At 39.8% G+C, this 23,677-nt stretch carries 23 protein-coding genes and 3 other annotated features; of the genes, 13 read left to right on the plus strand and 10 right to left on the minus strand.

Annotated features, from left to right (window positions below):
- The first annotated feature begins 272 nt into the window (after positions 1-272).
- The 4 genes from BAA9072_RS07050 (at position 273) to BAA9072_RS07070 (ending at position 4,777) form a co-directional block, all read left to right on the plus strand.
- Positions 273-1,094 (plus strand): undecaprenyl-diphosphate phosphatase, encoded by an 822-nt coding sequence (locus tag BAA9072_RS07050; RefSeq protein WP_201713966.1) that lies wholly within the window; start codon positions 273-275, stop codon positions 1,092-1,094.
- A 73-nt stretch (positions 1,095-1,167) separates the two neighbouring features.
- Positions 1,168-1,389: a binding site (T-box leader), on the plus strand.
- A 35-nt stretch (positions 1,390-1,424) separates the two neighbouring features.
- Positions 1,425-1,648, plus strand: a binding site (T-box leader).
- A 52-nt stretch (positions 1,649-1,700) separates the two neighbouring features.
- Positions 1,701-2,903: a threonine--tRNA ligase gene (gene thrS, locus BAA9072_RS07055; protein WP_201713967.1), complete on the plus strand. Its 1,203-nt coding sequence runs from the start codon at positions 1,701-1,703 to the stop codon at positions 2,901-2,903.
- 240 nt (positions 2,904-3,143) lie between these two features.
- Positions 3,144-3,872: a UMP kinase gene (pyrH, locus tag BAA9072_RS07060; protein WP_408015210.1), complete on the plus strand. Its 729-nt coding sequence runs from the start codon at positions 3,144-3,146 to the stop codon at positions 3,870-3,872.
- Positions 3,873-4,357: 485 nt separating this feature from the next.
- Positions 4,358-4,777 carry a GNAT family N-acetyltransferase gene (locus BAA9072_RS07070; RefSeq protein ID WP_201713969.1) on the plus strand — a complete coding sequence of 140 codons (420 nt, stop codon included), beginning with the start codon at positions 4,358-4,360 and terminating at the stop codon, positions 4,775-4,777.
- 147 nt (positions 4,778-4,924) lie between these two features.
- On the opposite strand, the gene BAA9072_RS07075 is transcribed toward BAA9072_RS07070, so the two are convergent.
- The 3 genes from BAA9072_RS07075 to BAA9072_RS07085 form a co-directional block, all read right to left on the minus strand.
- Positions 4,925-6,652: an aromatic amino acid hydroxylase gene (locus tag BAA9072_RS07075; protein ID WP_201713970.1), complete on the minus strand. Its 1,728-nt coding sequence runs from the start codon at positions 6,650-6,652 to the stop codon at positions 4,925-4,927.
- 92 nt (positions 6,653-6,744) lie between these two features.
- Positions 6,745-6,956 (minus strand) — a binding site (T-box leader).
- Between the two features lie 160 nt (positions 6,957-7,116).
- On the minus strand, positions 7,117-7,341 hold the full coding sequence (locus BAA9072_RS07080; RefSeq protein WP_201713971.1) for a hypothetical protein: 225 nt from the start codon (positions 7,339-7,341) through the stop codon (positions 7,117-7,119).
- 231 nt (positions 7,342-7,572) lie between these two features.
- Positions 7,573-8,019 (minus strand): DUF2062 domain-containing protein, encoded by a 447-nt coding sequence (locus BAA9072_RS07085; RefSeq protein ID WP_201713972.1) that lies wholly within the window; start codon positions 8,017-8,019, stop codon positions 7,573-7,575.
- A gap of 210 nt (positions 8,020-8,229) precedes the next feature.
- On the opposite strand from BAA9072_RS07085, the gene pssA reads away from it, so the two are divergent.
- The gene (gene pssA, locus BAA9072_RS07090; protein ID WP_201713973.1) at positions 8,230-8,904 is read left to right on the plus strand and encodes a CDP-diacylglycerol--serine O-phosphatidyltransferase; all 675 of its coding nucleotides are present in this window, start codon (positions 8,230-8,232) and stop codon (positions 8,902-8,904) included.
- 8 nt (positions 8,905-8,912) lie between these two features.
- Here the strand turns inward: pssA and BAA9072_RS07095 are convergent, their stop codons facing one another.
- The 3 genes from BAA9072_RS07095 to BAA9072_RS07105 all read right to left on the minus strand — a co-directional run bounded on the left by BAA9072_RS07095 (position 8,913) and on the right by BAA9072_RS07105 (position 11,015).
- Positions 8,913-9,437, minus strand: coding sequence for a hypothetical protein (locus BAA9072_RS07095; protein ID WP_201713974.1), 525 nt, complete (start codon positions 9,435-9,437; stop codon positions 8,913-8,915).
- A 66-nt stretch (positions 9,438-9,503) separates the two neighbouring features.
- Positions 9,504-10,670 (minus strand): chromate transporter, encoded by a 1,167-nt coding sequence (locus tag BAA9072_RS07100; protein ID WP_408015215.1) that lies wholly within the window; start codon positions 10,668-10,670, stop codon positions 9,504-9,506.
- Positions 10,671-10,706: 36 nt separating this feature from the next.
- Positions 10,707-11,015 (minus strand): PadR family transcriptional regulator, encoded by a 309-nt coding sequence (locus BAA9072_RS07105; protein WP_201713976.1) that lies wholly within the window; start codon positions 11,013-11,015, stop codon positions 10,707-10,709.
- Between the two features lie 242 nt (positions 11,016-11,257).
- Here BAA9072_RS07105 and BAA9072_RS07110 point away from each other — a divergent pair, with 242 nt between their 5' ends.
- On the plus strand, positions 11,258-12,745 hold the full coding sequence (locus BAA9072_RS07110) for an esterase/lipase family protein (protein WP_201713977.1): 1,488 nt from the start codon (positions 11,258-11,260) through the stop codon (positions 12,743-12,745).
- 155 nt (positions 12,746-12,900) lie between these two features.
- Here the strand turns inward: BAA9072_RS07110 and BAA9072_RS07115 are convergent, their stop codons facing one another.
- Positions 12,901-13,317 carry a universal stress protein gene (locus tag BAA9072_RS07115; RefSeq protein ID WP_201713978.1) on the minus strand — a complete coding sequence of 139 codons (417 nt, stop codon included), beginning with the start codon at positions 13,315-13,317 and terminating at the stop codon, positions 12,901-12,903.
- Positions 13,318-13,585: 268 nt separating this feature from the next.
- Between BAA9072_RS07115 and BAA9072_RS07120 the strand changes: the two genes are divergently transcribed.
- A complete protein-coding gene (locus BAA9072_RS07120) occupies positions 13,586-15,067 on the plus strand; it encodes a SulP family inorganic anion transporter (protein WP_201713979.1) in 1,482 nt (493 codons plus the stop codon).
- 121 nt (positions 15,068-15,188) lie between these two features.
- Here BAA9072_RS07120 and BAA9072_RS07125 read toward each other — a convergent pair whose 3' ends face one another.
- Positions 15,189-16,796 carry a M4 family metallopeptidase gene (locus tag BAA9072_RS07125; protein WP_408015216.1) on the minus strand — a complete coding sequence of 536 codons (1,608 nt, stop codon included), beginning with the start codon at positions 16,794-16,796 and terminating at the stop codon, positions 15,189-15,191.
- 336 nt (positions 16,797-17,132) lie between these two features.
- Between BAA9072_RS07125 and BAA9072_RS07130 the strand changes: the two genes are divergently transcribed.
- Both BAA9072_RS07130 and BAA9072_RS07135 read left to right on the plus strand, forming a co-directional pair.
- Positions 17,133-17,807: a Type 1 glutamine amidotransferase-like domain-containing protein gene (locus BAA9072_RS07130; protein ID WP_201713981.1), complete on the plus strand. Its 675-nt coding sequence runs from the start codon at positions 17,133-17,135 to the stop codon at positions 17,805-17,807.
- Between the two features lie 37 nt (positions 17,808-17,844).
- Entirely contained in the window at positions 17,845-18,594 is a 750-nt protein-coding gene (locus BAA9072_RS07135) for a class I SAM-dependent methyltransferase (RefSeq protein ID WP_201713982.1), read from the plus strand.
- 318 nt (positions 18,595-18,912) lie between these two features.
- Here the strand turns inward: BAA9072_RS07135 and BAA9072_RS07140 are convergent, their stop codons facing one another.
- Positions 18,913-19,728, minus strand: a complete 816-nt coding sequence (locus tag BAA9072_RS07140; protein WP_201713983.1) for an STAS domain-containing protein — start codon at positions 19,726-19,728, stop codon at positions 18,913-18,915.
- A 424-nt stretch (positions 19,729-20,152) separates the two neighbouring features.
- Here BAA9072_RS07140 and BAA9072_RS07145 point away from each other — a divergent pair, with 424 nt between their 5' ends.
- The 3 genes from BAA9072_RS07145 (at position 20,153) to BAA9072_RS07155 (ending at position 22,318) form a co-directional block, all read left to right on the plus strand.
- Positions 20,153-20,719 (plus strand): GNAT family N-acetyltransferase, encoded by a 567-nt coding sequence (locus tag BAA9072_RS07145; RefSeq protein ID WP_201713984.1) that lies wholly within the window; start codon positions 20,153-20,155, stop codon positions 20,717-20,719.
- Positions 20,720-20,841: 122 nt separating this feature from the next.
- Entirely contained in the window at positions 20,842-21,663 is an 822-nt protein-coding gene (locus BAA9072_RS07150) for an MBL fold metallo-hydrolase (RefSeq protein WP_201713985.1), read from the plus strand.
- Positions 21,653-22,318 carry a serine hydrolase gene (locus BAA9072_RS07155; RefSeq protein WP_201713986.1) on the plus strand — a complete coding sequence of 222 codons (666 nt, stop codon included), beginning with the start codon at positions 21,653-21,655 and terminating at the stop codon, positions 22,316-22,318. The genes BAA9072_RS07150 and BAA9072_RS07155 overlap by 11 nt, the downstream gene beginning before the upstream one ends.
- Before the next feature lie 71 nt (positions 22,319-22,389).
- On the opposite strand, the gene BAA9072_RS07160 is transcribed toward BAA9072_RS07155, so the two are convergent.
- A complete protein-coding gene (locus BAA9072_RS07160) occupies positions 22,390-22,944 on the minus strand; it encodes a GNAT family N-acetyltransferase (protein WP_408015211.1) in 555 nt (184 codons plus the stop codon).
- Between the two features lie 316 nt (positions 22,945-23,260).
- Here BAA9072_RS07160 and BAA9072_RS07165 point away from each other — a divergent pair, with 316 nt between their 5' ends.
- On the plus strand, positions 23,261-23,527 hold the full coding sequence (locus tag BAA9072_RS07165; protein WP_230980784.1) for a CD3324 family protein: 267 nt from the start codon (positions 23,261-23,263) through the stop codon (positions 23,525-23,527).
- Positions 23,528-23,677 lie beyond the last annotated feature (150 nt).

Here is a 23,677-nt window from a genome sequence, read left to right on the forward strand (position 1 = left end):
ATATAGTTGATCGATTTATAAGCGCAGAATATGGAAATCTCCTGTTTCTGTGCTTTTTTATACGTGGAAATTTCCAGAAGCAGAATGCGACCCTATTTTAAACCCACTCAGAAGGAAAGTTTATAGTGAAAAAGTTCTTATTGTCGCCTGCATTGACTTGTAGTACTATATTCTAGAATTGTTATGAGATGGGACCATTTTTTCACAATGAGGACCCTTTCCCGTAGCAGTACAAAACATAATATCATCTTTATTAGAGGAGTAAACGATCCATGGAATGTGTAATACTGATTAAAGCATTTATTCTCGGGATGGTAGAAGGGTTGACGGAGTTTGCTCCAGTATCCTCTACTGGCCATATGATTGTAGTGGACGATCTATGGATCAAATCAAAAGAAGTGTTGGGACAGTATCCAGCAAATACATTTAAAGTAGTCATACAACTAGGATCCATTTTCGCGGTAGTCATAGTATTTCGTGACAGATTTAAGGATTTATTAGGGATGAATTCCTATAGTGAAAAGAGAGCATCAAAATTAAAAATAACACATATATTGGTTGGGTTGCTCCCAGCAGTAATCCTTGGGTTAATATTTGAGGATTATATCGATGAGCATCTCTTTTCACTAAACACGGTTCTTGCCGGCCTGGTTATCGGCGCAATTCTAATGATCACTGCAGATCTGTTACGTCCAAAAGTGAAAACCGTGGAAAACGTTGATGAAATCACCCATAAGAAAGCGTTGATGATTGGTCTCATTCAATGTTTCTCATTATGGCCCGGTTTCTCACGGTCGGGTTCTACGATTTCCGGTGGTGTATTACTTGGCTTAAGCTATCGCGCAGCATCAGATTTTACCTTCATCATGGCTGTACCGATTATGCTGGGAGCAAGTGGGCTGTCCCTCTTGAAAAATTGGATGTATTTCAATACTGAGTTCATGCCTTTTTTAGCAGTCGGGTTTATCAGTGCATTCCTGTTTGCTTATTTGTCAATCCACTTTTTCTTAAAGGCAATCAATAGAGTCAAGTTAATTCCATTTGCCATTTATCGTCTTATTCTTGTCGGCATTATTTTAGTTGTTTATGTTTAAAGTGACTCTTGACAGTTAGAAAATACTCCCATATAATTTCAATAACACTTTTATCAGAACTTGAATATACTATACGAAAGCAAAGAAGAGGACATGATTCATTCAATATTCTCTTAATCAGAGAACAGGGTCACTGGCTGAGAACCCTTAAGAGAAATGTATGTTTTACCACCTCGGAGCTATTATGGAGAAGTACAGTATCCATAATCGGGAAAACCGTTATCTTACTTAAGCGAAGAGTTTAATTTTTACACTTCGAAATTAGGGTGGAACCACGACCGTACTCGTCCCTTGGTTAGGGATGAGTGCGGTTTTTTTAATTATATTAAATAGAGCGCGAAGAAGAGGACATGAATCATTTAGGCTTTCTTACCAGAGAACAGGGCCATCAGGCTGCAAGCCCTGTAGAAAGGAAATGGTTTACCACCTCGGAGCTATTATGGTGAAATGACAGTATCCATAATCGGGAAAACCGTTATCTTACTTGAGCGAAGATCTAAGAACTTTTAGCACTTCGGAATTAGGGTGGTACCACGACCGCATTCGTCCCTTGGTTAGGGATGAGTGCGGTTTTTTATATGTGAAAATCATAAAGGAGGAACAGAAATGTCCATTCAATCAGATGTAGAAAAGAGAAATCACAGGAAATTAGGTCAGGAGCTTGAGTTATTCATCTCCATGGAGGAGGCTCCAGGCATGCCTTTTTATTTACCGAAAGGGATGTTGTTACGGAATGAGCTGGAGGATTTTTGGAAGAAGGAGCACATGAAGGCAGGGTATCTTGAAATCAGAACACCAATCATGATGAAACAGGAGCTGTGGGAGAAGTCCGGTCATTGGGATCATTATCATGAAAACATGTATTTTTCAGAAGTGGATGATCAGAAATATGCCATCAAGCCCATGAGTTGTCCGGGAGCCGTCCTGATTTATAAAAGCAAGAGACGAAGCTATCGTGAATTACCACTTAGGTATGGGGAGCTTGGATTGGTACATCGTCATGAGCTATCAGGCTCTTTAAGCGGATTATTGAGAGTCCGCTCTTTCACTCAAGATGATGCACATCTATTCGTTAGGGAAAATCAAATACGTGCAGAGTTGCACAAAGTACTCGATCTTATTGATCGTTTCTATGGAAAATTCGGTTTTCAATACAAAGTAGAACTATCAACTCGCCCAGAAGACTGTATGGGATCTATTGACCTTTGGAATCAAGCTGAAGGAGATCTTGAGGGAGTATTGCAAGAAAGGAGCGTCGATTATCATATTAACCCTGGGGATGGAGCCTTTTACGGACCGAAGATCGACTTTCATATTCTCGATTGCCTGGGGAGAAGCTGGCAGTGTGGAACGGTACAACTTGATTTTCAAATGCCTGAAAAATTCAATTGTGAATATATAGGAGAAGAAAATCAAGTAGAGAGACCGATTATGATTCATCGTGCTATTTATGGATCAATTGAACGGTTTATGGCCATTATCATTGAACATTTTGGAGGAGATTTCCCACTTTGGTTAGCTCCTCATCAGGTAAAGATCCTTCCAATTTCAGAAGCACATATCCTATACGCTCAAGAAGTTAAGTCCCAATTAGAAAGGGAAGGCTTTAGGGTGGAAATAGACGATCGCGTTGAGAAAATAGGATTGAAAATCCGAGAAGCCGAGATGCAGAAAGTTCCATATATGATGATTGTAGGGGATAAAGAAATCCAGCAACAATCGGTATCACTTAGAAAAAGGAAGGAGGGTAACATGGGAGTACTTAAAGTAAAAGATGTGATAAGGCAATTGGAAGACGAGATGATGTAACAGAATAAAAGGGTGATTTCTTCTGTAGCAGGGGAAAAAGGTGTTAGATACTCATTTTCACCTTGACCATTTCCTGTATTTTCTTTAAACTAACAGAAGGAAAATTCTGAATACAAAGAATGGGGGAGAAGAAATGAACATTATTTATCGGAATTACAGAAGTATTTCTTCTTCCCTATACAAGAGCTAAAAGGTATATCATTTACTTTTTAGCTTTTTTTATATCATGGGGGAATGAAAATGGGATATAAAAGAGTATTGATTAAGTTAAGCGGTGGCGCCTTGGCTGATAACGGTGGGAATAGTTTTGGAACAGCTGAGCTTGAGCATATTGCAAACGAGATCATGTCCATTGTGGATCTGGGTATCGAAGTGTCGTTAGTTGTAGGAGGAGGGAATATTTTTCGTGGAAGTTTAGCAGATACCTGGGGAATCGAACGGGTGGAAGCCGATAGTATAGGAACGCTTGGAACGATAATCAACAGTTTGATGTTGAGAGGCGTGTTGAAAAGTAAAACAGATAAAGAAGTCAGAGTCATGACATCGATCCCTGTCCCAACAGTAGCTGAACCGTATATACGCCTTAGGGCAGTCCACCATCTGGACAAGGGATACTTAGTCATTTTTGGCGGGGGAAACGGGCAGCCTTTCGTCACGACGGATTATCCGAGTGTTCAACGAGCAATTGAAACGAATAGTGATGCAATCCTTGTAGCGAAACAAGGAATCAACGGTGTGTTCACATCTGACCCTAAACGGGATAAAGAGGCGAAAATGTACCAAACGTTAAATTATGATGACGTAGTGTTGAACAATATCAAAGTCATGGATCAGTCTGCTCTCCTATTAGCACGTGATTATAACTTGCCTGTACACATCTTTAACTTTGACCAGGTGGGAATCATGAGAAAGATATGCTCCGGTCAGAAATGGGGAACTTTGATTAATCACGAGGAGACAAAAATATAAATTGTAGTTATAATATGGATCAAATTGAATGAGAAAAAGTGATGTACAATCAGAAGGAGAAAATGAGTAATATATTTCAAATTATGATCCAGGAACAGACTGAACACACAGCAGATACATGGAAATACGATGGAGAATATGCCTTTTATGATATGATAGCGGATTAGAAGACTTAGCAGAATTCTTAGATGTAAATCGGCGAGGAAACTCGACATTTTCAGTTTTTCAGATAAGGAGATGGTTGGTTCTTAATCCTTTCAATTAGTGAAGGACGGAACTGTTGATATCGGACTGGGAATGAAACAGAATGTCACTGGAAGAGGGAATGGGCAGAAGTTATGTAAGCTGGATTGGAATATGAAAGTGTATTAGAAGGTGGGGGTCAAATCCGTTGGTACATTCATTCAACAAACGAATGGAAGCAGCTATGAATTTATAAAAATGAAATACGTTATTCTTAACAAAGAGTAAGGAGGAAATGGACGGTGAACGTTAGAATCCTGAACCGATTTGAACCCGATAAACTGGATGAAATCAAAGAAGTTTATCATTCAGTAGGGTGGTTTCAGCATACAAATGATGTGATATCCAAAATATTTTACAGAAGTGATGTCGTATCCTTGGCTGTTTTTGATGGGCGTATTATTGGAGTGGGTAGAGCACTGACGGATGGTGTTTTCAATGCATCGATATATGATGTAGTCGTCCACTTGGATTATCAGCGCAACGGAATTGCCAGTATAATTATGAAAGATTTATTAGAACAACTAAAAGATATATCGTGTATATTACTGATCTCGACTACGGGGAATGAACCATTTTATAGAAAACACGGCATGAAAAATGTAAAGACCGGGATGGCAAGATATCTTAATCCAGCACTGGAGAAGGAATATTTGAAATGAATGATAGAGATGGGTCAGCCCCCACAGGTGACTGCCCCTTCTGATCAATTCATATCAAAATCCAATCATCGTTTTCTTCAAGGTAGAAATCAACATCCGTTAAAACTTGATTCAATTTAAAGGATATGGCAGATTCACTTAATGACTTCATACACTGACACCGTTCCTGCTGAAAATGATATCAAGACCATTTTGAATCAGTCGTTTAAAGCGATCCTGCTTACGTAACTCGTATAAATCCAGAAGGAGTTCATCTTTTAATATAGATTCGGGCTCATGTTCTTCCAGAAGTTCCAGGACTTCAAGTCTTAGTAGCCACTCTTCAGGAAAATCATTCTTCAGTTTGCCAACAATACTGGGAATGAGATCAATAGAGAAAGCCATATCCCTTAGTCCCCTTACTTCTGCAAACAGATTTTCCAATGGTGTTAATGCTTCAGGTACAACGTACTCTTCTTCCATGCAGGCCGTTAACCCAAAGAAAGCATCGTAATCAGCAGGATGAGGACGGGCAGAAACGATTTCAGAACCGATGGCTAAGTCATAGGTTCCCCATGATGGATGGAATAATATCTGATCTCTGAACGTTACCAGGCATTCATCAATGGATAGGAGAATGACTTGTTGATGGTGAAAGACGAGGTCCGTCACATGTCCCGAGACTTCAATGCCGCTTTCAAAGGTGATCTGCATCAGCTTATTCAATTCGATGCCAATTTTCTTCAAATCAGCTTCGGTACTATGTTCAAGTGTGGTCCCGCCATGGAGTACACCGATAGGAGCACCGAATCCATCTTCATGACGATCCGTTCCATGATGGACCAGTTGCTCATTTTGGATCGAAAGTGCAGTTGGTCCGGATGTCTTTATATAGATTGCATCACCATGTTCATCTCGAATCAATTCTTTGAAGACCCCTGTGATCTGTAAGCCCGAACTGTATTCGATATGAGCAATTTGATTGGATCGAATGGCTTTCTCGATTCCGTCCGTTCCACCCTTGCGAAAAGCTAATGTTTCTCCGAACTTCTCAACATCATTGATAAGTTGTTCAAAGCTTTCACACACGAATAACTGAGTTTGCAAAGATGTGACATCATAGCTTGTTTGAATGGCAGCTTCGATGGAGAATTCCTGCTTGGTTACTTCATTGGTTAAACAGTGCTTGCTCTCACCGACTGATGAAAGAAAGCCTGCACCGAAAATTCTTGGTTGATCTAGCTCACCGATCAAACCGAATTCGACGGTCCACCAAAAGATTCGGGAAACCTGTTCTGCTTCAGAAAGCCCGGTTACCAATTGTTGCTTTTCTTTCAGCACCTGTTTTGACTTAATGATCTCTTCGTCAGTCGAACTGGGATCTTCCATTACAATCGATAAATGTCTGGTTGCTTCGAACACTTCATGTTCCTCTTCGGTTGCAAAAGCATTAGCCCCGATATTTCCAATCATTTTAACAAAAGTTGAATATGTTTCATCAAACAGAATGGGGGCGTGACCAACTGCCTCATGGAGGATGTCGGGGGCAGGTGTATATTCGATATTGGATTTCTGACGAATGTCTGTAGCAATAGGCAAAATGCCATGTGCCTGGAAATCAAAGAAGGCTGTTCCGGGAATTAAACCATCGACAATCGCTGCTCCCCAGCCAATTTCGGCTAAATGTTTGTTCATTTCACTTACTCTAGGAATTTCCTGTATATTGATACCGGAAGAGTTTAATCCTTGCGTAAAAGCTTCATGAGCTGTCTCTTCAAGAAAGTGATGATTCTGTCGCATAACATACCGCCACACTGCATGGTCGATCGGAGTGTAGGCATGGTAATGCTGGCTTGCAACAAATGGACGTAAATGATTTGGTATAGATTGATTCATAATTAATTCTCCTCATTATTGTTTTGTTTAGCGCTTAAACGCTTTTATGTACGAAAGTACCATCATACAAAAAGTCCCTGCTGAAAAAATTCAGCAGGGACGAAAGAGATTCGCGGTACCACCCTCATTGTAAGCTTTGTGAGCTTACCACTTAATTAGATAACGGACAAAACCGTCCTGTTTCAATGAAGAACAGGAAGCTCCGGAAACGTAATTCATGAACCACCTATGTGCCAGCTTCCAGCAACACCAGCTCTCTATAACAGGGAGGAGTTCACTACTGCAAATCCATCGTAGCTTATTTACTCATATGTATGATCAAGACGCTTTATATCTTAAACGCTTTTAAGCGTTAAAGTCAAGAGGTATTATTGATGTTGGATAAGAAGGAAAGCATGTATAAAGAAATATTATAAAACTTAAATGAGTCAAAACCAAATAAAAACGCCGTAGTGGCGCTTTTATTATACAGTATGTGTTTTTTCATTAGGATCCTCGAGTTTCATTTTTTCTAATTCAAGCCTCATTTTTTGCGTTTCAATGACGAAATTTTCATGCTTCAATTTTTCAAGCTCGAGTTCACCTTCTAGCATTTTCTGTTTAAGCTTGGATTGCTTTTGGAAATGGTCTGTGATGATGCCGAGAATGGGTATGGAAAAAATCATGATTACAGCAATTGTACCAGTCATTTCAATCTCCTCTTTCTCTAGAATACTCGACTTGTAATAGTTAGATTATATCAAAGTGCGAGTTAAAATAGTGAAAAATGGTTATTTGAAGAAATTATTTTTATACTAAATATACGTATAAGAGAGGGAATAGTTTCAACCTTTTAATTGCGGTGGAACATTTTACAGAGATATACTGAATTTTTACCATATCTGTTAAATACGTTACTATATCAAAGGAAAATGGAATCCTTACACATTCCATTTCCTTTGAACGTATAAAAGGATTGTCTCACGATATTTTTTTACTGCAGAGTTCATAATAATATAGATCAGGATACCGAATATAGGGATATTGATGAGCATCCCTGTAAAGAAGGCTTTCCCAATTTGCAATCCCACTCCCACCGCATCATTCGTGGAATCCAAAGGAAAGAAAAGATGTCCCACGACCAGGTTCAGGTAAAAGAAAAAAGGGAACGCCCAGATTAAAGAAACCCCACCGACTAGTCCTGCGAATGGGTTGCCTTTGAAAATCTTTGCGCAAGCTGTCGAAATTACTGGGCCGATACCAAAGGAAGGAACAAAATTAATCAATAGACCAACAGTGAAGCCTATTGCGATGCTATGGGCGTTATCTTTAAGACGCAATAACTTTAAAGTAAGGCACTTAAGTTCTCTAAGTTTTTTTCTAATCATGCAATCATCACCATATATTTTAAGAATGTCATTCAGCTCAAATGTGTTAGTATCATCCTTGTTTATAGTATGTCTTCTTTTGAGGATTGTAAATTAAAAATGTCCTTTTTTATAGAATTCATTTAATTTTTTTCATGGCAAATCTTTATGAGTATAAATATAATGGTATTCTAGTAATAATAGAATCTTTGGCAGAGCGAGGACTAAAAAATGAAATTAACGAAAAAGATCCCCAATATGGTCACGTTGGGGAATTTATATTGCGGATTCTTATCCATCGGATTTGCAGCAAGTGGACAATTTAAAAATGCAGCGGTTTTAATCATTATTGGCATGATGCTCGATAGTATGGACGGGAGACTTGCAAGAATGCTCAATGCAGACAGCGTTCTTGGGAAGGAATTAGATTCATTGGCAGATATCGTGACATTCGGGGTTGCACCATCATTCCTTGTGTATTATACCTATTTTTTTCAATTCGGTTTATTAGGGTTTATCGTAGCGGGGCTATTTCCTTTATTCGGGGCGTACCGCCTTGCACGGTTTAACACAAGTCCGCCCAAATCTTCGATACATTATTTTATAGGGGTCCCCATAACGGCAGCAGGTGGGATCCTGGCCATATTAACACTATTTGGAGAATGGATTCCCAATATCGTGACAACCGTTATTTTTACTGCCATGTGCTTTCTTATGGTGAGCAGGATCAGAATCCCAAGTCTGAAAGAAGTACCATTACCTAAATATGGGACGATTGTGACGATCTTTATCGGGGCTTTATTATATGTTATCTATAAGGGTACTTATGAAGAGTTTCCTTATTTGATCTATATAGCAACTCCTCTGTATATTGCTTATCTAGCTTATCGTTTTATAAGGAGATAACCCTTTTTTCATTTTATTAAGATAGTGAGCAAATACAAGAGTGAGCCGGGAAATGCCCGGCTCACTTCTTTATTCATCATGGTGAAATATCGTTTCCTGCCATCTATGATATCCGTAAATGATAAAGGAGAGACCATAGATGACAAGGAAGTATTGCCACGGAGAAATCGAATGATAATCCGCAATTCCAAGTCGTGACAATAATGGAAGAGCCACGTAACACATAAAGGCATCCATGAGGATATTAACCGTGTATATAAGACGAATTTATGTGATGCCAATCGGAAAATCCAAAAGGTCCCTACTGTAAAGATCCTATATCCAAAGCTGAAATCGATCATATATCCCCAGGGTACGATATATTGATGAATGACCCACCACTTATAAGTATAGGCAATCTCAAAGATGATGGTCATCAGTAAGCAAGTGAAAATGGTGACAGGCATGAATCGCTTTATAGTTTTGGATGAAATGAAGAATAAACTCAACCTGGGAAAAAGAAAGGCAATGAAAAGAATCACTTTGGCATTCATAAAAAAACTCCAAACGTTTTGGTTTCGAATGGTTTTCCGCAACATTTGAAGTATATACTCTGTAACTTAAATCATCCTCATCAAAAAACCCCCCAGTGCCCCTGTAATCACTACAATCCAAGGAGGCAGCTTCCAGAATACCAGCATACTGAATAGAATCGCTGCGAAAGCAAAATCGGCGGGTACCAAAATCGATGATGTCCAGATCGGGTGATAAAAAGCTGCAATCAGAATTCCGACCACTGCTGCATTCACCCCCATTAATGCGCCTTTAATCTTTGGGTTTCGTCTTAAGGAATCCCAGAAAGGCAATGTCCCTATAATCAGCAGTAATGCAGGTAGAAAAATGGCAACCGTCGCAAGTACTCCACCTCTCCAACCGTTTATCACAGCTCCAATAAAAGCCGCAAAGGTGAATAGGGGACCCGGTACAGCCTGTGCCGCACCATATCCTGCTAGAAACTGTTCTTCCGTTAACCAGCCTGTCGGTACAAATTCCCGTTCAAGAAGAGGCAATACTACATGGCCACCTCCAAATACCAATGACCCCGATCTATAGAAACTATCGAAGAGAGCAATCCATTCAAACGTACTCAATTCCCTGCATATAGGGAGAAGAATCAATAATCCAAAGAAAATTGATAAGCAAATCATCCCAAATCTTCTGGAAATGGGAAACGCCACCCTTGAATCATCATCTGCTGCATAATCTCTATAAAGAAGGAAGCCGATAAGAGCAGATAGAAGGATCACCCCTGCTTGTGAGAAGGCTGTTTGCCATATTAGAGTGATCACCAAAGCGAACAGTGCGACAGCTTTTCTCTTTAAATCAGGCGTTAATTTTTTAGCCATACCTAATATCGCATGAGCCACAACTGCAACAGCCACGATTTTCAATCCGTGTATCCATCCGGCATCTGCCATGTCACTTCCTTGAAGGATCCTGGCAAATAGAATTAAGGCAATAACCGAAGGAAAGGTAAAGCCCAAAAATGAAACGATCCCGCCGAGTACACCTCCCCGTATAATGCCGATTCCAATCCCAACCTGGCTGCTGGCAGGTCCCGGTAGGAATTGACAGAGGGCCACGAGGTCGGCATAGCTTTTTTCATCCATCCATTTTCTCCTTCGAATATACTCTTCATGAAAATATCCCAAATGCGCCATAGGGCCACCAAAAGACGTAAACCCCAATCTTGTTGAAATAAGGAGGATCTCAACTAATGTTTTTATCTTTCTTGTTGTTTTCAAAGATTTTCACCTTCTTTATCAGTCTTTGATTTCTTTGAAAAGCTCAATTGCTTTATTTCGAGCTTCGATCAAAACCGCACTTCCTTTTTCAGTGGTTGAATAATATTTTCGAATTTTCCCATCTACGTTCCTATCTTCTTTTATCAGTAATCCATCGTTTTCCATCGAATGAAGAATCGGGTACAAAGTACCCGAACTGATGCTGTATCCATGTTCTTTCAGCTCCTCAAGCATCCATGTCCCATAAATGGGTAGATCCTTGGCGTGATGAAGAATGTGTATCTGAATGAACCCGAGGAAAAGTTTCCGTAGTACTTTATCTTCCACTTAATCACCTCTTTTTCATATTGAAAATCGATATCGGAAGCCGATATCGAATGTTTATAAAATGAATATATCATGAATTCTACCATTTTATAAGAATGAACTCTTTATAAGACGATAAAATCTTACTGAATGCACTCTATCTCTTTTAGTCCTTTCTACACATATTACGTTGAAACCGTCATATCTTCTTATACCGGTCTATATACTTTACAGGTTTAGTACATTGATAAAGGAGAGAGGGTATGATCAAAAAGATTAGTATGACTGTTTTGGTATTGTTTTTATTACTTCCGTCTTGGAGTCAGGCTGGTTCTTTCGGAGATGATGATCCATCCGGTGTCCCTGGACAATGGTATATAGGTACGACACCTCAGAATGTAGCTCCTTCAAAGCAGCCAATCCTCTTTGTTCACGGGCTAAACAGTTCTTCAAACACATGGTGGAGTGACAACAATATGTACGATACCGCTTATCAAAATGGTTATGAAACTGCTTTTATCGATTTGTTCCCTACAAAGAATATGTGGGATAACGGTGCTCTCCTTGCATCAAAAATACGAGATATATACAACTATTACGGAGAAAAAATAGTGATCGTGGCTCATAGTAAAGGAGGCATCGATACACAGTCTGCTCTCGTTCATTACGGTGCATTTCCCTATGTTTCAAGAGTGATTACCCTTTCCACTCCACATCATGGGTCACAACTTGCCGACCTTGCTTACAGCAGCTGGGCCGGTTGGCTGGCAGGTATTCTCGGTAGTAAGAATGATGCCACTTACTCACTGCAAACAGGGTATATGAGCTATTTTCGGTCTGAAACGGATCAACATTCAAATGTAAATATAAATCCAATCTTTACATTTGGAGGAACTAAATGGGGGGGCTTTGGCAGTTCTCTTTATTGGGGCGGACTATATCTTTGGGGGTATGGAAGCAATGATGGAGCGGTTACAGTCAATAGTTCAAGACTTCCATATGCTCATGAATTGAAGGTAGGGGATTGGAATCATTTCACTATAAAAGAGGGATCATCAACGTTTAATTTATTTGAAAATTATTTGAATGAAACAGTGGTTAATTCATCTGACTTACTCTCTCAAAGTGCAAAACAAAGCTACTCCTCCAACAGTGATGGAGCCTCATATATCAGAGGTGGAGAATACAGTGGGAAAACACAAGAAAAATTTCAGGTTGAAGAGGGTGCAGAGTCGATCACCTTGGATTGGATGAGTAGCAGTTCTTCTTCTCGCTTGATTTTAAAAGACCCTGGGCAGAAAATACATTCTACTTTTATTGTAAAAAAAGAAGAAGGTGAGTTTTTTAAAGGGGCTTATCATCATACTATTACGATTGAAAATCCGATTCCCGGGCAATGGACACTGGAATCCAACTCGTCTAATTCTGAAAAATATCTTCTGAATGTTTCTTTTGAGAGTAGGATGAATGATACTGTAAGTGTGAATATTGGTCAGGGTGAAATCAGCTTGAAAAAAGTGGACAGTAGACTAAAACTCCAACAAAACTTCACGATTGAATATTACAAAAACGGTAAGTTAAACAAAAGTAAGCTGAGAATTGAAAACGGAACATCAAACATACCGAAGTTGGGAGAAGGTGTGTATAATGTGACGGTAGATGTAAAAGGAATAAAGGACAAAGTTACGTTTAATCGTACATTCATCAAAACGGTATATGTAGATGGATCTGGAAAAGTGTATGGACAGTAAAAAGAGGATAAGGCGGTAGGATAGGAGGGAGGCTTATGATATAGGCTTCTCTTTTTTATTGTTATCCTTCCATTTTTCAGAACAAAAATTCAATAATAGTCTGACAAACATCAACATTGTGTGTTGATCTGTTGATTACTACCCTCCTGCATTCTTTATTTCACGATCATAACGGGACATTTTGCCCGTTTGGCTACTTTATGGCTGACACTTCCAAGTACCATTTCCTGAAAAGTATTCAAACCGCGGCTTCCAATGACGACTAGGTCAAATTCATGATTATTCGCATACTCCACAATTGTCGGTCCCGGTTCCCCATGTAAAAAGATAATTTCATAATCGATCCCATCATGTTTTGTCTTTTGCTCAATCAGTTGAAGTTTTTGCTTGCGTTTATCACTCGCATCCAGACCCCAATAATGCAGAATATCTTCTTTTGAATGCTTACCATCTATAACATATACAATATCCAATTTTGAGCCTTGCTGGCATTTCGCGAGAGCAATTGCCTTTTCTCCAGCTCGTAAGGAGTGTTCCGATCCGTCTGCAGCTAGAAGAATGTTTTTGAACATGAATTTTTCCTCCATCCATGAAAGCGTTTAGTACTTAGTTCTAGTTTATTCCTCAATTTCCTTTAAAGAAGTTCAATCAATTTTTACAAGTTTTTGAAAGATACCAGAAAAGTGACGAATACAGTAGAAAATGAAAGGGAAAACACATTGTTTGCGCTTTCATTACGATTTCACAAATGGATTCATCCATTATATAATGTGCCTTGTGTTCAACGGCCCCGACTTTCATGAGAGTTGAAAGTCACAATTAAATAGGAAGAGGTGCATTATGAATATAAGTGAAAAAATTAAATATGAATGGTTTGGAAATGTCAAAGGGGATGTGCTTTCAGGTATCGTCGTTGCCATGGCATTGATTCCTGAGGCAATCGCATTTTCGATTATTGCCGGTGTAGATCCGATGATCGGATTATATGCATCATTCTGTATTGCTGTTGTCATAGCGTTTGTAGGTGGGCGTCCGGGAATGATATCAGCAGCAACAGGGGCAACCGCTCTGTTGATGACAACACTTGTGGCTGATCACGGGTTACAGTATCTGCTTGCGGCAACGATTTTAACAGGAGTGATCCAGATTATCATGGGTGTCCTTAAATTAGGACGGTTAATGAAGTTTGTACCACGTTCTGTTATGGTTGGATTCGTGAATGCTTTGGCGATCCTGATTTTTTCCGCACAATTGCCTCATTTTGTCGGTGAGTCTTGGATAATGTATGCTATGGTTGCTGGAGCATTGGCGATCATATATCTTTTACCACGGTTCACAAAGGCTGTTCCCTCTGCCTTAGTGGCAATTATTGCAGTAACAATCTTTGCTGTGTTGACAGGAAGTGGTGTCCGTACTGTTGGAGATATGGGGGAACTAACACAAACTTTACCCCTTTTCTTAATTCCGGATATTCCTTTGACATTCGAGACGCTACAAATTATTTTCCCCTATTCTTTATCAATAGCAATCGTCGGATTAGTTGAATCCCTCTTGACTGCTTCTATCGTTGACGATATGACAGATACGACGAGTGATAAGAATAAGGAAGCAAGAGGACAAGGGATTGCTAATATCGTATCAGGATTCTTTGGAGGAATGGCTGGATGTGCGATGATCGGACAATCCGTCATTAACGTGAAATCGGGAGGAAGAGGAAGACTATCCGCTCTGGTTGCAGGTGTTTTCTTAATGATGTTAATTCTTGTCTTGAATGATTTCCTGGTCCAGATTCCCATGGCTGCCCTTGTTGGTGTCATGTTTATGGTATCGATTGGGACGTTTGATTGGTCTTCATTAAAGAACCTCCATAAAACGCCTTTTACGGATACACTTGTTATGCTCGTAACGGTGGGGACAGTATTATTGACCCATGATCTATCTAAAGGTGTTCTCGTAGGGATCATTTTAAGTGCAGTATTCTTCGCTTCTAAAATTTCGAAAGTGAAAATTTCGACCATGGCATCTGAGGAATCACATAAGAAAGTGTATAGAGTATCAGGTCAATTGTTCTTCGCTTCTGTCACTGAGTTTGTTGAAAGCTTTGATTTTAATGAAGATATCAAAGAAGTGACACTTGACTTGACACACGCTCATCTTTGGGATGATTCAGCAGTTGGTGCCATCGATAAAATTGTGATTAAGTATCATCAGAATGGTGTGAAAGTCAATCTGATCGGCTTGAATTCGGAAAGTAATAAGCTAATCGACAAACTGGCAGTCCATAATAAGCCGGGCGGATTAGGGAAAGTTGTAAACCATTAATTACGTATGATAAAAGTCCTTGGTCGATTTGACCAAGGACTTTTATTATGGGAAATAAAGGATAATCGGGCGTTGACACCATTATGATTGGAAAGAACAAATGTTTTTGTTCAAAAATTCTTTAATTGATACCGACAGCATCAAAAGAAAGCTTCACCGCATTGACTTCTGATGAATCGGTGCCATATAAGTCGGCAGCTGATTTTAGAGCAGCTGCCCTTGCCTGGCTGAATGTGGAGGAGGCGGTCAGGTAAACCGTGTTCATACGATAATAGATATCACCAAGCTTCTCACGCCCGATTCCAGGAACGTTCACACCATAATGCGTACCTCCTTCGCTCAGCAAGTAGGCTTGTTTGTTGATGATTCCGCTATTCGTATGAACTCCGCCATTATCTCCCGTACCAATATAACGCTTTGAATAATGATCTGGATCCCCATATTTTTCCGGGTTGCTCATAGAGCGAAGGGCATCTCCGGATATGCCGGGAGTGTAAATATCTTCCCCGATTTCAAAATCCGGATTCGATTCATTCTCGTATTCAACCAATGTTCCGAATATATCAGAAATTGCTTCATTCAAAGCTCCTGATTCATTTTCGTATACAAGATCAGAAGAGAAGTCCGTCACGGCGTGAGTAAGTTCATGGGCCACGACATCAATTCCTCCTGAAAGGGGAACAAAGGTAGAGCCATCACCATCACCATACACCATCTGGGAACCGTTCCAGAACGCATTGTTATATCCATTACTGTAATGAACAGAGGAAACTAATCGGGCTCCTTGATTATCATAGGAATTGCGATTGAAGTGTTCTTTATAATAATCATACGTAACCCCTGCGAAATGATGAGCGTCAACAGCTGGCGCATCGTATGAATCGTTCAACACATTATCGCTATCAGTCCACAGTGTTCCCGGTAAGAAAAATTGCGGGAAAAAGGTACGGTTGTTCATGTTGTATGTATACACCCCTTTTCCCCTCGTATTATCCTGCAAATAGTACTTACCGCTGGAAAGAGTAGTGTTTAGAAGCCTTGTGCCGCCCAATACACCTTTACCTGACCCGATTTGATTTGTTCCACTGACATCATGCATATCATTGTATTTATTTAGTATTGCACCTGTTTTGGCATCTATAAAGTAATTCCAGTTGCCTGGTGACGGTTCTAAATAATTCAGATTGATAAAGTAAGCAAAGGAAGCAGTATGCTCATCTGTATAAATGACTAATTCAGGCTTTGCTTCTTTTTCTAATTTTGGATGGAGTCCCAGATCATCCTTAGCAATTTTTAATGCTTTCTTCGCATGTATTTTCTTTTTTGATGAGGAAATTTTTTCATCCAATTCAGGCACTACGGTTCCAGAAAATGCCTGAAGGACTCCGTTTTCCTTTACGACTGCTGACTGAGTGGATCCCCAGACAGGAACACCTTCGTAGGTTTGCTGAATACGGACGACTGTGTTTCCAAGGCTGTCTTTTTCCACAGAAACCACGTTTAACTGCTCGTCCGCTTTTTTGTCAGAAAGCTTAAATATCGACTTATTCTGCTCAACAAAGGAAAGAACAACTGTCTCCGCTTTTTTATTGGTTGGAGCTGATAATGCACCAGTGACGAATTCAGGCGTTCCCACTTTTTTGTTCATCTGGAAATGAGCAGAGTCTGAAGGGGCAGCGAGACTCCCGGTTGCAAGCATTCCAGAAAGTATTCCGACTGATAGTCCCATGCTAATAATTTTTTTCTTTTTCAATCCAATTCCTCCTCTTTTTTTCAAAAAATTCAGTCAAATTAAGGGTATCACAGGATAGATGAAGAGGGTATTGAGAAAATACGGGACTATTTTCAGATAAGGATTGACCTGAAAACCAGTCAGTTCAGGAAAATTTTCATGATTACATCCTAATATTCTTGATGAATAAACGTTACTTCTCATAAATAGAAAAGAGAGGGACGGACCTCCAAATTCAAAATAAATAATCGATAGAACCCTATTTATTGCTATAATTAACATAATCAGGGATGAGATATTGGAGGTCCGTCCCTCAAATAGAGGGGGGATAAATTGAGTTCATTGTATCTTTCTGGCGGTGGGGATAAGGAGCAGACGCGGGGTATTGACAAGGTGTTTGCGAGTGAATTGGTCGGAGGGAAGCCATTATTATATCTCCCGGTTGCTATGAATCCCGGAGATATTTCCTACGAGGAGTGTTATAAGTGGGTACATGGTGTATTTTTACCCTTTGGGATAACTGACATTACCATGTGGGTGGACTTAAAGGGAAAGACCTTAAAAGATCTTATGGGGTTTTCAGCTGTGTATATAGGCGGTGGAAATACGTTCAGCTTGATGTACCACATTCTACAATCCGGCTTCCACACTCTATTGACCAACTTCATAGAAGAAGGGGGAATTGTCTATGGCGGTAGTGCAGGTGCGATTGTGATGGGGAGCAATATTTCAACATGCGTACATATGGATGATAATGATGTTATGTTGAAGACGAGAAAAGGATTCTCCTTTCTCAATGATTATTCCATTTGGTGTCATTACGTTGCTGAAAATGATCCTTTGATCGACCAATTTATAAACTCAAATCGCATGCCTGTCATAGCCTTAAGTGAAGAATCCGGTTTGCATATTAAAAGTGGAAGAATAGAAGTGTTGGGTACTCAGCCCGCCTTTGTATTTGATCTGAGCCTGAAGAAGAGAAGTATCGAGCCGGGTTGTACCATCTGAAATCAGCAAGTAATCTAAATGAGAAAGAGGGAGAAAAGTGAAACAAAACATTTACGATGACCCCATATTTTTTGAGGGATATATGAACTTGCGAGATTCGGGAAGAACATATAACGACTTTCTCGAACAGCCTGCCATCAGAGGAGAACTTCCCAATCTAAAGGGGAAACGGGTAATGGATCTCGGATGCGGTACAGGAGGCTTAGGGAAATACTGTATTGAAAAGGGTGCATCCTCTGTCGTTGGGGTGGATATTTCAGAAAAAATGATTAGCAGGGCATTAAAAGAAAATAAGGACGAAAAAATAATGTACGTTTGCAGCCCGATTGAAGACCTATCCAAGCAAACAGAGTCATTTGACTTGATTGTAAGCTCACTTGCATTCCATTATATAAAAGATTATGAATCCGTAATCCAGAAGCTTCACACCTTTTTAAAGCCGGGTGGTATGTTGATTTATTCAATTGAGCACCCAATCGTAACAGCACGTAAAGATATGAAAAATTGGTGGAGAAATGTTGATGGTGAGCGGCTGCATTGGGCACTTGACCACTACCGGGATGAAGGAAGACGGGAACAGCATTGGTATGTGGACGGTGTGATCAAATATCACCGGACTATACCGACCTTGATAAATGGCCTGATTGGTCAGGGTTTCGTGTTGGAAAAAATGCTTGAGCCCCTGCCCACTCCGGACGGCATGAACCAGATGCCCGATTTGAAAAATGAAGAAAGAAGACCTTCATTTCTCATTATTAAATCAAGAAAAAATGCTGAACCTCTGTGAAAAAGAATAGAAGGAATAAAAATATATGAAAGCAGGTAAGGATACGCATTCACGAATAAAAAAGGTCGGGACTAAATAAATAGTCCACAACCTAAAGAAGAACATTTCAGTGAAGGCTTTTAATACCGCTATTGATTTCCGTGTAAGACTTCGCTTTCCGCGGGCAGCCTGTGGGGTCTCACATATGCAATTTTCCCCTCAGGGATCTTCGTCTTACACTTCAATCAACCGCTGGAACAAATTAAAAACTCAACGGGGTTTATGGCACACTACTAATAAAACTACTATTGTCCCAGCCTCTTTCTAGAAAAGCACCAATTAATGAGCTTCTACGGCTTTGTTCAGAGTTTGATAGATTTTGATTGTTGAAAGGTTTATCCCTATTTGAACGAATTCGATGCTCATCTCTGGGCGCATTCCTGATAAAATAGGCTCTATCCCAAGTAATTTAAGGCTATCGATCAGTTTCATGATTCCTTGTTGGAATAACGGATTCACTTCATATACACCGGAGAGATCGATGATCAATTGGTGAATGGAAAGTTTTTTGCACTCAAGGAGAACATGTTCTGCCATCATTTCTCCACGCACTTCATCTACTTGACCAATAAGAGGCAATACAGCCAGATCTGAGAAGATGGGTACCACCGGAGTGGATAGGGAGAGATACTTTTCTTCTGAGATTTTTAGCTGCTCATCTGCATATTCACTATACGCTTCACAAAAAGCGGAAATCATCGTCGTGAATGATTGGTCAATATCATGGGTAATATCCAAGAGGATCTCTTTCGTCAATGTTTCTTCATTGTGAATGATAATATCCTTTAATACCACTTTTTTATATAAGGAGGATTTACTAATGGACATATTAAGAGGGACTCCTTGGCCGGAAGCGAGTCTACCAACTTCTTTTCCCCAGTCCCGTGTATGGTTTTCAAAACTTTCTCCTTTAATTAACCCGCTGCCAATGAGTTCGATCAGTTGAACAAAGTATGGCACTGAATCATTTCTTCTTTCTTCCACATAAAGGGTAGGGTATGTCGATGCAAGTTCAGAGAAAATGGTATTGGCGATTTCTTCCTTTCTCTCAATCAATTGATCCCCAATGGAAGTGGTTATAGTGTGGTGAGTCATTTTCATCCTCCAGTTGAATCTTTTTTCCTCTATTATATAGTACTATTTATGTTAAGTATAGGCGATTATGGTATGCAGGCTGAATTGACAAAAAGGTAGTTGTTGCCTTATAATTTCAATAATTTAAAATATTTCCAATTAGGCATTGACGGCTAGGGTATATTTGGGGAATTGATGAAAAGAGAGCCAGATCGGTGAAAAAACCATCATAATAAAAATGATATAAAGTCTCGGAGCATTGTATGAAACTGCAGCATGGAATAAATACATTTGTATCTCTACTTTAAATAGACAGGATGCACTGTATTCGTAAATGATTTATGGTGACATGCCATTCAAATGAGGTGATGACTCTCATCCTCAAGATGCAGTTCTTGAGGATGAGAGTCTTTTTTACTTTAACTACTTAAGAGGAGTTTTTTATATGAATCCAGTATTAGTTGATGTTCCAACAGTAATTGAAACAAAAAGATTAAAATTAAGGATGCCTCTGCCGGGTGATGGGCATGCAGTTAATGCAGCAATCAAGAACTCTTTGTCTGAATTACAGCCTTGGTTGGGTTTTGCCCGAAGTAACCCTTCCCTTGAGGATACGGAGACCAACACCCGTGAAGCACACGCAAAATTCCTGACCAGGGAAAGTTTGAGGTATCTTATTTTTTTGAAAAGTTCCGATGAATTTATCGGTTCAACTGGATTTCACAATATTGAGTGGAGTATTCCAAAATTTGAAATCGGATATTGGATCGACACCAGAATGAGTGGTAACGGATATATGTTAGAGGCTGTCGGCAAATTAACCGAATTCGCCTTGACCGATTTGAAAGGAAAAAGAGTGGAAATCAGATGTGAGTCCACTAATGATAAGAGCAGAGCGATCCCTGAAAGACTTGGATATGAACTGGAGGGGGTCCTTAGAAATGAAGATCTTTCCGTTGATGGTGAACGGTTAACAAATACGTGTGTATATGGGAAAATCGCTGAAAGCTAGAGTGACATCATTACGTTATGTGTTTAATAAATTCAATGGAAAATAGAATTGTTCAAATACAAGAATCTTCGGATAAAATGAAGTGGTGCTATTTTTCGAAAATTTTAAGAGGAGGTTTTCTTTTGCATCAATACATATGTGAAACATGTGGAGTCCAATATAAAGAATCGATGGAAGTACCTGAAAATTGCCTGATTTGTGAGGAGGAAAGACAATATGTTAATCCTGCCGGTCAATCATGGACCACTTTAGAGAATATGAAGGGGAAATCTTTCAGAAATAAGATCACACTTGAGGAGTCAGGATTGTATAGTGTGAAAACGATTCCTGATTTCGCGATCGGTCAAACAGCTTATCTCGTTCAACAAGAAGGATTCAACTTATTATGGGACTGTATCTCATATCTGGATGAAGAAACAATCAGTGAGATTACGAGAGTGGGAGGATTGGATGCCATTGCATTATCCCATCCCCACTACTATTCCACTCAGGTAGAGTGGGCAGAAGTATTTCAGGTACCGATTTATATACATGAGGATGACCGTGAATGGGTGATGAGGGAAAGCGAACAGATTGTGTATTGGTCCGGAGAGTCTCTAAAATTATACGAAGGAATAACCATTCATCGTCTCGGAGGGCACTTCAAAGGAGGGGCCGTACTTGAATGGAAAGGAGGCAGCAACAACAAAGGCATCCTTCTGACAGGGGACATCATCCAGGTTGTGGCTGACAGGGAGTGGGTCAGCTTTATGTATAGCTATCCAAACCTTATCCCCCTGCCGGCTTCAAAAGTAAGAGAGATTGCGTCGATTGTAGCTGACATGAATTTTGATCGGATATATAATGCCTTCCATCGGATTGTGAAGGAGAACGCACATGAGAAAGTACAGATGTCTGCTGAAAGGTATGTAAAGGCTTTGGAGGGGAGATTGTTTGAAACATGAACAGATGGAGACATTTCGTGGAAGCATAATCAGTTTGATTCCACCAAATACGAAATTCGGATTTTATCTGCATGACACGGAGACCATGGAAACCGTCACAATCAATGAGGAGAAGTGGTTTCCACTTGCAAGCATTGCAAAATGGGTAACGGCCATTCTTGTTTCCAGGAATGGCCATCCGGTAGTCAAAGAAGATGTATATTCTGCTATTTGTGAACACAACCATAAGTCTTACCTAAACCTTCTCCAGGAACATCCGGATCTGTCTATAAATGTATTATTAGAAGAAATGGGTATTGATTGTAAAGTTTCTTCTCAAAATAGAGATATAGTTAACAACACAGGAACACCAAAGGGTCTTTTTAAAATGATGGATATGTTATTACATGAAGGTTTAAACCGGGAATACAGAACGAACATCATAGAAGGGATGAAAAACCAGGTTGATCCCGACGGATTTCGGTTTTCAATTCCCTGGTTCCACATGACTGGTGGTTTAGAAGGGGTATGCAATGATGTAGGGTTCATAGAGAAAGAAGGTAAACAAATTATTGTAATCGGATTACTTTACTGTCAGGATCCTTCTGTTGAATGGACTGATCTAGAGAAAGTGATGAACAAGATTGGGGTAGCGATAATGGATCAATTAGGCTAAGAGTATAGCCCTGAATATTGGGGGAACAACCAGCTTCGAAGTCTGAAGCTGGTTGTTAAATTCCATCCATCTTAAGAAATCTGCCAATCCTTTTTCAGCAGACTATAGGTCACAAGGTCTTCGTAATGATCGTATAACCACTGTCCATCCCGAGTGATGCCTTCTTTTGAAAACCCTAATCGTTCCGGGATCCCCATACTTTTCTTGTTGTTGAGGGCACACTGGATTTCCACCCTGTTAAGACCCATTTCCTTAAATAGATAGTTTAAGAGAGAAGTTACGGTCCGTGTGATGATTCCATTCCCTTGCGCATTTTCCGAAAGGAGGTATCCAATGCTGGTGCTCCGTGTTTTCCAGTCGATAAAGTGCAGACCGATCATCCCGACTAATTGCCCTTGATAACGTATCCCTGCATCGAACCCATTGTTATCCGCGTAATTCCTGATCCAGATAGGAATAATCGGCTCGAAATCCTCTGGGGACCGACGTTTATCCACCCATAGAAGCCACTGGCGCAAATGATCCCGATTTGAATCAATCAGTGCATATAACTCCTCTTTATGTTGCTGTTGAAATAGCTCGATTGAAATTTCATGATCTACTGTGAACGAAAAAATGGGAATCATCTCCTTTGTAATATTTAGAAAATTATACCATATTTAAGGTGGTGTCACATTTCAAAAGCAAATAAAAAAAGTTATAAAGTGATGTGAAGTCAAAGGAAATTAATTATAATGGAAGAAAATGATTTAAAGGAGGTGGTGATATGGTTAAGAGTACAATCTTGCCAGAGTCCCGAGCGTCTCATGCGAAGCCTATTATTAGAAAGGCGATACTTTGCATGAGGCGGAATCTTATTTAATCGCCCTCAAAGTTCATTTCTAGTAAGTCGGCTTTGCACCTTATTGACTGAATTCACAAGAAAATAAGGAGCTGACAGAAATGAAATATGTGAAAGCGGAGAGTGTGTTACCTCAATCGTTAGTAGAAGAGATCCAAAAATACGTCCAAGGGAAAACCCTTTATATACCAAAAACGAAAGCGGAGCATCGAAAGTGGGGTAGCCGTTCCGGAACTAGAAAGATAATTGATGAACGTAATACCGAAATCAAGGCAGCTTTTTCAAGAGGAAAGACAGTAAATGAATTAGCCGCTGAATATTATCTTTCAAGTGAAACAATCAAGAAAATCGTTTACAAAAAACGCTGATGTATTAGTGCTTTTCTGTGTATTTATCAATTCTAAATGAAACTCTGCATATCCTAAATGACCTGTTAAGGCTATAGTATAAGAGAGCACGTGCTACATGCCCAGTCTTGAAAATGAATAAAAAAGAATGACAAATGTTTTAGGAGCGAT

It is taken from the genome of Rossellomorea arthrocnemi, assembly GCF_904424705.1.
Taxonomy (GTDB): Bacteria; Bacillota; Bacilli; order Bacillales; family Bacillaceae_B; genus Rossellomorea; species Rossellomorea arthrocnemi.

Excerpts from the sequence above, each read along its gene's own strand:
- BAA9072_RS07095 (WP_201713974.1), bottom strand. The coding sequence starts at position 9,437 with ATGAATGCCAAAGTGATTCTTTTCATTGCCTTTCTTTTTCCCAGGTTG.
- BAA9072_RS07115 (WP_201713978.1), bottom strand. The coding sequence starts at position 13,317 with ATGTTCAAAAACATTCTTCTAGCTGCAGACGGATCGGAACACTCCTTA.
- BAA9072_RS07075 (WP_201713970.1), bottom strand. The coding sequence starts at position 6,652 with ATGAATCAATCTATACCAAATCATTTACGTCCATTTGTTGCAAGCCAG.
- thrS (WP_201713967.1), top strand. The coding sequence starts at position 1,701 with ATGTCCATTCAATCAGATGTAGAAAAGAGAAATCACAGGAAATTAGGT.
- pyrH (WP_408015210.1), top strand. The coding sequence starts at position 3,144 with ATGGGATATAAAAGAGTATTGATTAAGTTAAGCGGTGGCGCCTTGGCT.
- BAA9072_RS07145 (WP_201713984.1), top strand. The coding sequence starts at position 20,153 with ATGAATCCAGTATTAGTTGATGTTCCAACAGTAATTGAAACAAAAAGA.
- BAA9072_RS07165 (WP_230980784.1), top strand. The coding sequence starts at position 23,261 with ATGAAATATGTGAAAGCGGAGAGTGTGTTACCTCAATCGTTAGTAGAA.
- BAA9072_RS07110 (WP_201713977.1), top strand. The coding sequence starts at position 11,258 with ATGATCAAAAAGATTAGTATGACTGTTTTGGTATTGTTTTTATTACTT.
- pssA (WP_201713973.1), top strand. The coding sequence starts at position 8,230 with ATGAAATTAACGAAAAAGATCCCCAATATGGTCACGTTGGGGAATTTA.
- BAA9072_RS07140 (WP_201713983.1), bottom strand. The coding sequence starts at position 19,728 with ATGACTCACCACACTATAACCACTTCCATTGGGGATCAATTGATTGAG.
- BAA9072_RS07160 (WP_408015211.1), bottom strand. The coding sequence starts at position 22,944 with ATGATTCCCATTTTTTCGTTCACAGTAGATCATGAAATTTCAATCGAG.
- BAA9072_RS07120 (WP_201713979.1), top strand. The coding sequence starts at position 13,586 with ATGAATATAAGTGAAAAAATTAAATATGAATGGTTTGGAAATGTCAAA.
- BAA9072_RS07085 (WP_201713972.1), bottom strand. The coding sequence starts at position 8,019 with ATGATTAGAAAAAAACTTAGAGAACTTAAGTGCCTTACTTTAAAGTTA.
- BAA9072_RS07080 (WP_201713971.1), bottom strand. The coding sequence starts at position 7,341 with ATGACTGGTACAATTGCTGTAATCATGATTTTTTCCATACCCATTCTC.
- BAA9072_RS07050 (WP_201713966.1), top strand. The coding sequence starts at position 273 with ATGGAATGTGTAATACTGATTAAAGCATTTATTCTCGGGATGGTAGAA.
- BAA9072_RS07125 (WP_408015216.1), bottom strand. The coding sequence starts at position 16,796 with ATGGGACTATCAGTCGGAATACTTTCTGGAATGCTTGCAACCGGGAGT.